Raw genomic sequence first — 12,287 nt, 5'->3', positions numbered from 1 at the left:
TTTGCTAATACTTCAGAGAGTTTTAATACACATCTTTGGCGTATCTGCCGCTCAGTTCCATTTCATCAAGATAATGAAGAGCTTGCTCTTTGGTCTTTTTTCCTTCGTTTTGAATGATATTCAACAATGTCTCTTCTACATCACGGCTCATAGGCTCTTTGGCTCCGCATACATACACAGAGGCACCTCCTTCAAGCCAGTAAAAGACTTCCTGGGCTTTTTGCTCCAGTTTATGCTGAACATAGACTTTCTCTGCTGTATCTCTGGAAAATGCAAGGTCTAAATGCGTAAGACCACCTGTTTTAAGAAAATCCTGAAGTTCAGCCTGGTAAAGGAAATCTGAAACAAAATTTCTGTCCCCGAAAAACAACCAGTTTCTTCCTTCTGCACCTGTAGCATCACGTTCCCACAGGAAAGATCTGAACGGAGCAATTCCTGTTCCCGGGCCGATCATAATCATATCTTTATCGTGCTCAGGTAGTTTGAAGTGCCCTGCGTCCTGGATATAAAATTCAACTTCCTGTCCTTCGCAGAATTCACTAAGGAAACCGCTGCAAAGCCCGTTATGTTTTTGGTGATCAATAAAGAACTCCGATTTGGCTACAGTGATGTGAATTTCTGTATCACCATGGGCTTCCAATGAAGATGATATCGAATACAAACGAGGAGCTTGTCCTGTCAGGATCTGAAGAACATCTTCAAATTCTTCTGCATTTTTTACCGGATAAATTCTCAGGAGATCCAGCAGACTCAAACGTACTTCTGGAATGGTATGTCCTGTGATTTTAGCATATTGGACAACAACGGATTTCAACAAATAACTGATGTTAAGATGTCTTTGTAAAAGCTGTTCTACAGTGTCAGTTATTTTCGGAGTTTCAATTCGTTTTTGAGAATTGACACCTGTCAGAGCAATGATTTCTTCAACTATTTGCTTTGAATTATAAGGCAAAATGCCCAATGCTGCCCCCGGTTGGTAAGCAAGCACATCCTCTGTTTCTATTTCTATGTGATAAGTTTCTTTGTCGGAAGTAATATCATTGAGATTGATAATTGATGATACTTTTCCGTGGTATTTTTTTCGTCCTGCCGAAACTTTTGGAGCGGAAATATTTTTGGATGAAGTCTCAGACGTTTTATTAACCGTTTCAAATACATGCTCGATCCAATGGCTGGCTTCCTGCTCATAGTCGATGTCACATTTTTTTAATGGAATGATACGTTGGGCACCCAGGATTTCAAAACGATAGTCAACCTCTTCTCCTGTTTTACAAAACTGAGGATAACTGCTGTCTCCTAACGCTAATATTCCAAATTTAAGATGGGTAAGATTGATTTCATTTTCATGAATATAATCATAGAATTTTTTGGCTAATGCCGGCGGTTCTCCTTCTCCCTGTGTACTGATTACCACAAAAAAGAATTCTTCTTTGGCAAGGTCTTTAGGTTTATATTGTGAAAGGTCTGCCAGTTTTACCTGCACTCCTTTCTTCTTTATAATAGTGGCTAAACTTGTCGCCAGTTTTTTACTGTTTCCGGTTTCTGTACCATACGCCAGTGTTATTTTTTTTACGGCATTTGAAGCAGTAATTTCTGTTTGAAGTGGTGGCAGTACAGCAACAGAAAGACTTCCTCCGGCCAATCCGGCAAGGTATCCGCTTGCCCATATGGCTTCATCTCTGGAAAAATCACCGGATATTTGTTTAAGGACGTTTAATTTAGTTTCAGACAGCATATTCAAAGAAATTTTGATGATTAGGGATTAGACTTCCGTTTTCTACAGATTTGAAATAAAGACCTTCCTGCTGTGCGTTTTCAAGCCACGAAAATTCTTCATGAAGGTTAACAATTTTACCTATGACCACTAATGAAGGGGAAGCAAAGTTTTGGGTTCCGTATTTTTCATTAAACTCATCAAATGAAGAGGTGTATACCTTTTGGAAAGGTGTTGTGGCCTGTTCAATGACTGCAATTTTTTTATCGGCAGAGATTCCAAGGGTTTTCAGTCTTTCTACGAGACCGCTAAGTGTTCCCTTTGACATATAAAATACCAGTGTATCATTCGTAGCAGCCAGTTCTTTCCAGTATTCCTCACTTACAATTTCGGATGTATAATAGGTCAGGAAACGAACTGAGGTTGAATATCCTCTAGCCGTCAAAGGCATTCCTGCAAAAGCTGCGGCTCCGAGCGCGGCAGTAATTCCGGGAATAATTTCGTAAGGAATGTGATTGCTTTTCAAAGCCTGTAATTCATCCAGAATATTAGAAAATATGGAAACATCTCCTCCTTTAAGTCTTACGATGGTTTTATTCTGAAGGGCATACTCCACCATCAAAGTATTGATATGAGATTGAGGGGTGGATGCATTTTTACTACATTCTTTACCTACATAAATAATTTCAGTATTGGGGCTGACATAGCTTTCCAGGATTTCAGGACTTACCAGACGGTCGCATAAAATAACGTCTGCTATGGTAATGGCTTTTACGGCTTTTACAGTGATCAGTTCAGGGTTGCCGGGCCCTGCACCGATAAGGTAAACCTTTGGTGATTTTATATTTGTTTTCATTGAAGTAGGTGTTAGTTAAGGATTTAGAAGAGTCCTTCTACTGACAGATACCTTTCTCCGGTATCATAGTTGATGGTGAGAATTTTAGCGTTAGATGGTATTTCGGGTAAATGTTTCGCAATGGCAGCCAGAGCGGCTCCTGTAGAAACTCCTACAAAAAGACCTTCATTTTTAGCCGCATTAAGAGCATATTCGTAAGCTTCGTCTTTGCCTACTGTGATCACTCCGTCTAAAAGAGTAATATCCAGGATAGAAGGCACAAAACCGGCTCCCAGCCCTTGCAAAGGGTGTGGTGCAGGACTTCCTCCACTTAATACAGGAGATAATTCCGGCTCTACGGCAAATACTTTAACGTTCGGGAATTTTTCCTTCACTGTTTTGGCAATTCCTGTAATATGTCCTCCCGTTCCTACTCCAGTGATGATATAATCAAGGCCCTCCGGGAAATCATTGATAATTTCCTGTGCTGTGGTTTCGGTATGAACTTTTACGTTTGCAGGGTTATCAAACTGTCTCGGAATCCATGAGTTCGGAGTTTCTTCAGCGAGTTCATTGGCTTTCTCGATGGCTCCTTTCATTCCTTTTTCTCTTGGAGTCAGTACGAATTCTGCTCCGTAAGCTTCCATAATTTTACGACGTTCAATACTCATGCTTTCCGGCATTACCAGAATAAGTTTGTATCCTTTAACAGCAGCTACCAATGCCAGACCTATTCCTGTGTTTCCGCTGGTAGGTTCTATAATGGTGCTGTCTTTATTTAATAATCCTTTTGCTTCGGCATCTTCAATCATGGCCAGAGCAATCCTGTCTTTAATGCTTCCTCCGGGATTGGATTTTTCAAGTTTAATCCAGATTTCATGATCTGAATTGAATAGTTTATTGATTTTTACGACGGGTGTATTTCCTATCGCTTCAAGTGTGTTCTGAAATTTCATATCAATATAATTTTACTTTTTTGTTTTTTTAAATAACAAAGGTTAATGACTCCGGTAATGAAGTGTTGTCCTTTATTTTTATCTCACTTTTATGATACACCAGAGAATTGGCGGGTACATCCTGTGTAATCCAGACATTTCCTCCGATAATGCTTTCTCTGCCTATGGTTGTATTTCCTCCCAGAATTGTGGCCCCTGAATAGATGATCACATCGTCTTCAATAGTAGGATGCCTTTTCTGATGGGCTTTTTCTTTGGAAACATTCAATGCACCGAGAGTAACTCCCTGATAGATTTTCACATGATTCCCGATAATAGTTGTCTCTCCGATGACGATTCCGGTTCCGTGATCAATGAAAAAAGATTTTCCGATTTCAGCTCCGGGATGGATATCAATTCCGGTTTTGCTGTGTGCATACTCGGAAATAACCCTAGGTAATATTTTTACTTCCTGCTTCCATAGCTGATGAGAAATACGGAATACATAGGTGGCAAAAAAGCCGGGATATGCAAGGTATACTTCTTCCAGCGAGTCTGCAGCCGGGTCAAATTCCAGAATAGACTGTGCATCCAGAACCAGAAGATCATAAAGTTCCGGTAAAGAGGCGAAGAACTTTTGGGTATGATTCTCTGCCAGCTTTTGATTTCCCGTTACTACATGAGTCAGTTCAAAAAGGGTATTCTGAAGTGTTTCAAAATTCTTTTTCAATTGATCTTCACTATGATCTTTTTGAGGAAGGAAAAGTGTTTCGTACAAATCCTTTACCCATTTCTTGGTTTTTATCTTGTCAAAGAATCCATGAATATTATTTTGTTTGCTGTGATGAATTCTTTCAATTAAATGATTGGAAATAGCCATTGTTTTATTGAATTATACAGGCTGCAACAGTTGAATTAGAAGTTTCATCCACTAAAATTGCAGACCCTGTTGTTTTATTATTGATAAAACTATCATAGACCAAAGGCTGTGCCGTTCGAAGGGTTACTTTTACAATTTCATTAAGTTTAATATCACTGTCTACCTGCTCACGATTAAGGGTATTGACATTGATTTTATAATCTACTTCTTTTACGATCGTTTTTACCAGTCTGCTGTTTTGTTGCAACAGGTATTTATTACCCGGCTGCAAAGGTTTCTGATCCAGCCAGCATAGCAAAACTTCCAGATCTTTTTCAACAGCCGGAAGCTGATCTTCAGTGGCAAAAACATCTCCTCTGCTGATGTCCAGATCATGTAAGGTATGGATTACTGCGGGTTGTCCTTCCAATGCGTCATCCTTTTCTACTCCGTTGATTTCTATTTTGGAGATTTCCGTGGTTAATCCGGCAGGAAGAATCTGAATGGTGTCTCCTGTTTTGAATGTTCCGCTTACGATCTGACCTGCGTACCCTCTGTAATCATGCAATTCTTCTGTTTGAGGTCTGATCACATACTGAACCTGGAAACGATTTCCGGTATTGGATTCTTCATTCAATGTTACCTGTTCCAGATATTCCAGAAGAGAATTTCCTTCGTACCATTCGGTTCTTGATGATTTGGAAACAATATTATCTCCTTTCAGAGCCGAAATAGGGAAATAACTTACCTCCTGTAATCCCAGATTATCTGCTATTTTGGAATAGTCTGATTTAATCGCTTCAAAAACATCTTCCGAATAATCTACCATATCCATTTTATTGATGGCTACGGCAACTTTTTTCAGTTTTAATAATGAAGCAATGATAGAATGTCTTCTTGTTTGCTCAATCACTCCTTTTCGGGCATCAATAAGAATCACCATCAATTCGGAATTGGATGCTCCGGTGATCATATTACGAGTATACTGAACATGGCCCGGAGCATCAGCAATAATAAACTTTCTTTTGGGAGTAGAGAAATATCTGTACGCGACATCAATGGTAATTCCCTGTTCTCTTTCTGCACGCAGTCCATCTGTAAGAAGCGCAAGATCTACCCCGTCTTCATTTTTGTTTTTAGAATGTTTTTCAAGGACTTCAAGTTGATCCTGTAAAATACTTTTGCTATCGTAAAGCAGTCTGCCGATAAGGGTACTTTTCCCGTCATCTACACTTCCTGCTGTTATAAATCTTAATATATCCATCCGATTTTGTTTATAAGTAATATAATTGGTAATGGGTAATTTATTGCTGAAAGAGAAAAGCCCTTTGTGTATTGTTGATTACTCATTATTGATTCCTTATCTAAAAATAGCCTCCTTTTTTTCTGTCTTCCATTGCTGCTTCGGTTACCCTGTCGTCGATTCTCGTTTCACCACGCTCTGAAATTCTGGTGGCTACAATTTCTTCAATAACGGCATCAATGGTTTCTGCATGAGATTCAACAGCTGCGGTACAGGTCATATCTCCAACGGTTCTGTAACGTATTTTCCGGGTAGTAATAATATCCTCCGGTTCCAGAAATACATGCTCGGAATTGGCCAGCCATTGCCCGTTAAAATCTACCACTTCCCTCTCATGCGAGAAGTAAATAGAAGGTAAAGCAATTTTTTCTCTGCGGATATAGTTCCAGATATCAAGCTCTGTCCAGTTGCTGATCGGGAAAACTCTTACATTTTCTCCTTTGTGGATTTTTCCGTTGAAAATATTCCACAACTCTGGGCGCTGAAGCTTAGGATCCCATTGTCCGAATTCATCACGAACAGAGAATATTCTCTCCTTTGCTCTGGCTTTTTCTTCGTCTCTCCGGGCTCCTCCGATACAGGCATCAAATTCAAATTCTTCAATCGTATCAAGTAAAGTATAGGTCTGAAGCCAGTTTCTGCTTGGAAATTTACCTTTAGCCTCTGTTAATTTTTTAGCTTTAATGGTATCTTCTACTTTTCGGGCTACCAGATCAACATGTAACCGGGCTACCAATTGATCACGAAATTCCAATACCTCCGGAAAATTATGCCCCGTATCAACATGTACAAATTTGAAAGGGATTTTTCCGTAAAAGAAAGCTTTTCGAGCCAGATGAGCCAGAACAATACTGTCTTTTCCTCCGCTGAATAGTAAAGCGGGACGTTCAAACTGTCCGGCGACTTCTCTTAATATATAAATAGACTCTGCTTCCAGCTGATCTAAATAGTTTAATTGATGTATTGACATTTTTATCTTTTTTATTGATGAATATGCAAACCGCACTCTTTTTTATTGGCATCTTCCCACCACCAACGGCCTGCTCTGAAATCTTCTCCTTCTTTAATTGCTCTTGTACAAGGTGCACATCCGATACTTACAAATCCCTTTTTATGAAGCTGATTGTATGGTAAATGATGAGTTTGCACATAATCTGCTACCTGCTCCGATGTCCAGTGAAGAAGCGGATGATATTTTATAATCTTATTATCCGGATCCCACTCCAGCTGGGGCATATTTTGTCTGTTGGCAGAATGCTCTGAACGTAATCCTGTAATCCAGACTTTATAGCCTTGCAGTGCTTTTTTTAACGGATGTACTTTACGAATGGTACAGCAAGCTTTCCTCTGCTCCACGGACTGATAAAATGAATCGGGTCCGTTTTGAGTCACAAATTCTTTGATTTCTTCGGTGTCCGGATAATACGCTTTGATATTCTTCTTGAAAAAAGCTTTTGTATTCGTCCATGTTTCATAGGTCTGTTCGAAAAGTCTTCCTGTATCCAGAGTGAAGATTTCGATATCCAGATTTTTGATCAGATGAGTAATCACCTGATCCTCATAGCTGAAACTGGTTGAGAAAATAAGCTTCCCGGGAAATTTTTCTGATAATATCTCCAGTGCATGGGCTTGTGAAGAGTCCTCAGAGAGCTCAGTCAGTAGTTTTTCAAATTCATTTTTCAGATTGTTTTCCATATCCAATTGAAATTAAGTATTGCAAATATATACAAATTTCTATAACTCCTATCAAAATAGTAGGATTTAAATTAAAAAAAATTTAAATGTTATTGATAAACTTAGTCAGAGTGGCCTCCATCATGCTTGTTCTGGTCTTTTCACGAACGATCATTAACTCTTTTCTGAGGTAACAAACTGCTTCATCCACACAATCATCACAAGCTTCATAAAAATTTAAAGAAACACATGGAGTGAGAGCAATAGGCCCATCAAAGATGCGGTAGATATCTGCTAATGAGACCTCATCAGGTGATTTTAACAGATAGTATCCCCCTACTTTACCCTGCTTGCTGTTGACCAGTTTTGCTCTTTTAAGCTCGAGAAGAATCTGTTCTAAAAATTTCTTGGGAATGTTTTCGTCCTGTGCAATAATAGAAGTTGGCAGAAAGCCTTGGTTATAATTCCTTGCTAATCTGACCATTGCTTTAAGCGCGTATTTGCAACGTTTTGACATCATAATTTCTGCAAGTTATGATAAATATCTGATAAATGAAATGTTTTCCGTGGAAGGCTTGATGTAGATCACCCACAAAACTTGAATGTTGGAAACCACTCCGTCAAAAATTCTTTGAATTTCCCCCCTCCAGTGGTGCAGACCTCCGGTTCTAAGGATCAGGATCTATTTACTACTTCTGTAATACAAAGTAAGCCAGTTCCTTATCTTCCCGTTTTAGGTTTTCAATTCTCTTAAAGTTATTGTTCAGAAGAACTTTCTGAGATCCGATATTATCAAGATCGGTTACAGCAACGATATCTTTCTGATGATTTAATGATAAACAATAATCAACAAGGGCTTTACAAACTTCAGTCCCAAGACCTTTTCCCCAATAGTTATCGCTTAAAGTATATCCTATTTCCAGCTGGTCAGGATTATCAAGGAAGATTCTGGCCAGGCACATTCCTACAAAATCGTTATTCTGAGTGTTGAATATCCCCCATCTGCTGAAAGGCCCGTCTTTATAATCCGATAGGGCTTTTTCAAACATTTCTTTGTACTCATCAGGGGTTTTGTATGGCAGATAGCGGGTTACATTTTCATTTTCAAAAAGAGTAGAAAATAAAGGGAATTCTTTGGGAGTAAATTCACGGATGATGATGGTGTCATTTTTATATTGCATAAAAATAGATATTGTAATGGTTTGAAATGATTGTATAAAAGTACGGAAATAAACTAAGATCTTTTCACAGTAAAAATGGACTTAGAATACTAAGCCCATTTTTATTCAACTTGTGAATGTTATATATCAATACTAAATTATTTCATTAAATGTACCTGTTTAAAAAGTCTTAAACCAGTCTGTAACTGTTTTGAAGTAGTAATCAGGAGGTTGGTGGCCAAGAAGGGTTCCATTTCCAGAATACTACGACCTTCAATATTGTATCGATATAGTGTTTTGATCCTATTTTTTAATGAATTTTTGGAAAGATTTCCCTAAAGAAGTTTCAATATCAATTAAATAAGTTCCGCTTAGGAAGTGTTTAACATCAACCTTATCACCAAAAACTTTGGCATTCATTTTTCTTCCAGACATGTCGTAAACAGAAATTGATTTAATTTTCCCTTTTGTTTTAATGTTCAATACATCAGAAACTGGATTTGGATAGATGGATGTTTCTGAGTTTGTTCTATCAACGTCTGAAGTGGATAATGATGATGATGCACAAGGCGTTGTAATATTGCCAGATGGTTGTGTATTGTATGCAAACTCAGTTACAGAATACCCTGAGCCATTGGCCCCAACAATCAGTTTAAAATACCCGTTAATATTGTAGCCTTCGAATTGGTTTCTAAAACCAACATAAGCTGTTTTGCCGGACCAGGTAGTGTATGTAGGGGTGTACACGTCAAGTTGTCCGGGAGTACCCGTTGGATAACCTATATTATTTGTATTAGTTATAGTGGTGCAAGACGGAATTAAACTGATATTTCGTGTTCCTGTTTGGCAAACTAATCCTTTCCAATAAGTTTCCAATTTTAATTGATTGGCTCCATAGTACCAGGCGCCATACCCTGCATCATCACTAAGCTCCGGGTTAATGATAAAATATTTCCAAGTTGCCCCGGAGTTGGTGGTTACTGTTGTTGGTGTTGGATTGGCATAACTTTCCAGAGGAGTTCCTGTAACTATCTTATAGGGATCTTTGTAAGAAAAAGTTAATGCCAAAGCTGTAGTTGATCCCAATGAAGTTACGCCTCCTGTTATAGCCGGATTCAGGAACGTAATTGATGAATTCAGAACCTGACTTTTAGGGTGACTGGTTGCCGCACCATTTATGGTAAGTGTAGCAGTAGTAGGGCTTGTAACTACTATTGCTGCTGTTTGTCCTGCTGGTAATGAAGACGTGAAATGTGTTCCTGTAGTAAGAGTTGTTCCATTGGGTACGGCAAATGTTGCTCCGTTTAGCGTAATCGTTGATGTAGGAGCAGAAGCTATTGTTCCATCTAATGACACGGCTCCATTATTGTTTAAGTTCTCTGTAAATGTACTGTTGCTAAGGGTTAATCTAGGAGGAGTATTGGCAACTCCGGTTGCGGCTAAGTTGGCAGGTTGCCATAAATTCATTCGCGAAGGATGGTTTAATGCTGCCAGCATTCTGTTAACTTGTCCATTGGTAAACATTTTATAACAACCGGAAGAACCATTGTATCCCATATAGTTTTCAACGTTCACTTTTTGCCCAAGACAATTGTTACCGACTGTACATCCTAATCCGGAAGAAGTATTTTCTACAGGGGTGTCAGCAACTCCATCACCATCATTAGTTGGGTTTGCAGTCGAACATGGAACATTAAAGGTATGTTGAAGATTTAACCAATGCCCGAATTCGTGAGTAAATGTATCCGAAAACTCGTTTGAAGCCACTGTTCCTGCAGCATTAAATATATAACGCCCATTATAAACAACTCTGGCTGTATTTACTGAAGTCATGTATGAATCCGGATACCAGGCAACTCCTGATTGATATAAATCTTTATTAGCATATAGGTCATTTTGTATATACACATTCATATACTTTGTGTTATCCCATGCATCTGTTCCAATTTGTGCATCATATCCGCCTCCGTTGCCATATCCACCTTTGAAAGGGTGAAATACCACCCCGCTTGTTGCTTTTCCGGTTGGATCAATTTTCGCTAATCGAAATTCAATACTTAACGTCCCTCTGATAGATTGGAAGTCAGGATCCACAGTATTTGAATCAGTGTTAATTCCATTGAAATTTAAGTTGATTTGTTGCAGTAAATCAACTACTTTTTGGTAATTTACTTTTACATTACTCTGAGATTCTCCATACACATGAAAAACCACAGGAATAATGTAGGTTGGATTGTTGATCGTATTATTCAATGAATTTTTGTTTGATCCCCTTTTTTTAATGAAATCTTTGGTGTATTTCTCAAAATTTTCATATTCAGCCTTAGATTCAGGGTGCAGTACAAAATGCTTTTTCATCATTTCATCTGCTTTACACTCATGAGGTCTATTTTCCTGAGCAAAACCTATTATTGGAAATAGGGAAACAAGTAGTAGTAATTTAAATTTTTTCATGATTTTTTGGATTTGTTTGTTAATAAATTATTTGAATAGTCACATTGTTTCGGGCCTAGTTTTGTGTGTTATGTGAAGTTTTCTTAACTAAATCTTTCAGGGTCGAATATCTTTATCTCAACCGTTGGCTTTTGGTCATTGGCAAGTTCTGAAACTGTTTTTCCAAAAATGGGTCCTAAACTTAAGCCCATCATACCACCACCGCCTGCTATAATCAAGTTTTTCAATTGGGAAGATTGTCCCAGATAAGGCAGCCCATCCGGTGCGCACGGTCTGTAACCAAACCATATTTCAGATTCTTGCTTGGGATGCATCTGAAAGTCAGGTAAATAATTAGGGATAGACCGGACGATACCTTCTACCCTTTTCATGTTAATTTTATCATGATGGGAAGCAAGTTCCATAGTTCCACCGAAACGGATCTGCCCGTTCATAGGAGTGACAGCCACTCTTGCTTCCAGTAATAAAGCCGCATGATTCAAGGTGTTGGAAGGATTTTCAGGGGTATGCATAAAGGAATATCCTTTTCCGGGCATTAACTGAATTTTGATTCCTGCTTTTTGGGCCAGTTCAGGGAGAAATGAACCTCCGGTCATAACGAAATGGTCTGCTGTAAACTTTTTACCATTGGCAATTACGGCTTTAATCATGCTTCCTGATGTTTCAAATCCGGTTACTTTATGATGAGTATGAAAAACGACACCATTATTTTTAAGATAAGAGATCATTTGTTTCATCAGTTTCATCGGGTTCATATGTCCGTCACATTTGTAATTGATTCCCCCTATGACATCCATTCGGGTATTAGGTTCAAGTTCCTGAATTCCTTTTTGATCCAGAATATCAACTGATAATCCCAAACTGATCGCTTTATGAGCAAGCTCTGTTTCTTCTTCCGCTACTTTCTGTGTTTTATAGAGCATTAAAATACCGTTCTGGGTAAGCTCAAAATTAAATTCTTCTTTTTCAGCAATTTCATTATAAAGAATACTACTGGCAAGATTAAGGTCACGGATTGCTGATGCTGAACGATTCACGTGATTCTGGTTGGAGTGTTTTAAAAACTTCAATCCCCATGATATCAGGTTGGAATTCAATGAAGGCTTTACATAAAACGGACTTTTGCTGTCAAACATCCAGCGTATTCCCTGAGCTACCACTCCCGGAGCTGCCAAGGGAGTAAAATGACTGGGTACAATCATTCCTGCATTGCCATAGGAACAATTGTTGGACAGATCATTCTGTTCCAGGATTTCAACCTGCCAGCCTTTTTGTAAAAGATAATAGGCGGAGCTTACTCCTGCTATACCTGCACCAATGATAAGTGCTTTTCCTTTATTGTGTGCCATACGT

At 38.7% G+C, this 12,287-nt stretch carries 11 protein-coding genes; all 11 read right to left on the bottom strand.

Annotation, left to right across the window (positions count from 1 at the left end):
• Positions 1–22 precede the first annotated feature (22 nt).
• The gene (locus C1631_RS02300; RefSeq protein ID WP_109710166.1) at positions 23–1,735 is read right to left on the bottom strand and encodes a diflavin oxidoreductase; all 1,713 of its coding nucleotides are present in this window, start codon (positions 1,733–1,735) and stop codon (positions 23–25) included.
• On the bottom strand, positions 1,725–2,570 hold the full coding sequence (gene cobA, locus C1631_RS02295; RefSeq protein WP_109710164.1) for a uroporphyrinogen-III C-methyltransferase: 846 nt from the start codon (positions 2,568–2,570) through the stop codon (positions 1,725–1,727). Before cobA ends, C1631_RS02300 begins: the two co-directional genes overlap by 11 nt.
• A gap of 23 nt (positions 2,571–2,593) precedes the next feature.
• Positions 2,594–3,505 carry a cysteine synthase A gene (gene cysK / locus C1631_RS02290; RefSeq protein ID WP_109710162.1) on the bottom strand — a complete coding sequence of 304 codons (912 nt, stop codon included), beginning with the start codon at positions 3,503–3,505 and terminating at the stop codon, positions 2,594–2,596.
• Positions 3,506–3,533: 28 nt separating this feature from the next.
• The gene (gene epsC, locus C1631_RS02285) at positions 3,534–4,364 is read right to left on the bottom strand and encodes a serine O-acetyltransferase EpsC (protein ID WP_109710160.1); all 831 of its coding nucleotides are present in this window, start codon (positions 4,362–4,364) and stop codon (positions 3,534–3,536) included.
• Between the two features lie 4 nt (positions 4,365–4,368).
• Positions 4,369–5,607, bottom strand: coding sequence for a sulfate adenylyltransferase subunit 1 (locus tag C1631_RS02280; RefSeq protein WP_109710159.1), 1,239 nt, complete (start codon positions 5,605–5,607; stop codon positions 4,369–4,371).
• A 100-nt stretch (positions 5,608–5,707) separates the two neighbouring features.
• A complete protein-coding gene (cysD, locus tag C1631_RS02275; RefSeq protein WP_109710156.1) occupies positions 5,708–6,616 on the bottom strand; it encodes a sulfate adenylyltransferase subunit CysD in 909 nt (302 codons plus the stop codon).
• An 11-nt stretch (positions 6,617–6,627) separates the two neighbouring features.
• Positions 6,628–7,341, bottom strand: coding sequence for a phosphoadenylyl-sulfate reductase (locus C1631_RS02270; protein WP_109710155.1), 714 nt, complete (start codon positions 7,339–7,341; stop codon positions 6,628–6,630).
• An 82-nt stretch (positions 7,342–7,423) separates the two neighbouring features.
• Positions 7,424–7,840 carry an RrF2 family transcriptional regulator gene (locus C1631_RS02265; protein WP_109710153.1) on the bottom strand — a complete coding sequence of 139 codons (417 nt, stop codon included), beginning with the start codon at positions 7,838–7,840 and terminating at the stop codon, positions 7,424–7,426.
• Between the two features lie 169 nt (positions 7,841–8,009).
• Positions 8,010–8,501: a GNAT family N-acetyltransferase gene (locus C1631_RS02260; protein WP_103249949.1), complete on the bottom strand. Its 492-nt coding sequence runs from the start codon at positions 8,499–8,501 to the stop codon at positions 8,010–8,012.
• 282 nt (positions 8,502–8,783) lie between these two features.
• Positions 8,784–10,934 carry a zinc-dependent metalloprotease gene (locus C1631_RS02255; RefSeq protein ID WP_109710150.1) on the bottom strand — a complete coding sequence of 717 codons (2,151 nt, stop codon included), beginning with the start codon at positions 10,932–10,934 and terminating at the stop codon, positions 8,784–8,786.
• Between the two features lie 83 nt (positions 10,935–11,017).
• Complete coding sequence (locus tag C1631_RS02250; RefSeq protein ID WP_109710148.1) at positions 11,018–12,283, bottom strand: NAD(P)/FAD-dependent oxidoreductase; 1,266 nt, start codon at positions 12,281–12,283, stop codon at positions 11,018–11,020.
• Positions 12,284–12,287 lie beyond the last annotated feature (4 nt).

This window comes from Chryseobacterium phosphatilyticum, from assembly GCF_002899825.2.
Lineage (GTDB): Bacteria > Bacteroidota > Bacteroidia > Flavobacteriales > Weeksellaceae > Chryseobacterium > Chryseobacterium phosphatilyticum.
This window is presented reverse-complemented; position numbering and strand designations above follow the sequence as displayed.

Bases quoted from the DNA above. Each gene is read 5' to 3' on its own strand.
- C1631_RS02300 (WP_109710166.1), bottom strand. From the start codon at position 1,735: ATGCTGTCTGAAACTAAATTAAACGTCCTTAAACAAATATCCGGTGAT.
- cobA (WP_109710164.1), bottom strand. From the start codon at position 2,570: ATGAAAACAAATATAAAATCACCAAAGGTTTACCTTATCGGTGCAGGG.
- cysK (WP_109710162.1), bottom strand. From the start codon at position 3,505: ATGAAATTTCAGAACACACTTGAAGCGATAGGAAATACACCCGTCGTA.
- epsC (WP_109710160.1), bottom strand. From the start codon at position 4,364: ATGGCTATTTCCAATCATTTAATTGAAAGAATTCATCACAGCAAACAA.
- C1631_RS02280 (WP_109710159.1), bottom strand. From the start codon at position 5,607: ATGGATATATTAAGATTTATAACAGCAGGAAGTGTAGATGACGGGAAA.
- cysD (WP_109710156.1), bottom strand. From the start codon at position 6,616: ATGTCAATACATCAATTAAACTATTTAGATCAGCTGGAAGCAGAGTCT.
- C1631_RS02270 (WP_109710155.1), bottom strand. From the start codon at position 7,341: ATGGAAAACAATCTGAAAAATGAATTTGAAAAACTACTGACTGAGCTC.
- C1631_RS02265 (WP_109710153.1), bottom strand. From the start codon at position 7,840: ATGATGTCAAAACGTTGCAAATACGCGCTTAAAGCAATGGTCAGATTA.
- C1631_RS02260 (WP_103249949.1), bottom strand. From the start codon at position 8,501: ATGCAATATAAAAATGACACCATCATCATCCGTGAATTTACTCCCAAA.
- C1631_RS02255 (WP_109710150.1), bottom strand. From the start codon at position 10,934: ATGAAAAAATTTAAATTACTACTACTTGTTTCCCTATTTCCAATAATA.
- C1631_RS02250 (WP_109710148.1), bottom strand. From the start codon at position 12,283: ATGGCACACAATAAAGGAAAAGCACTTATCATTGGTGCAGGTATAGCA.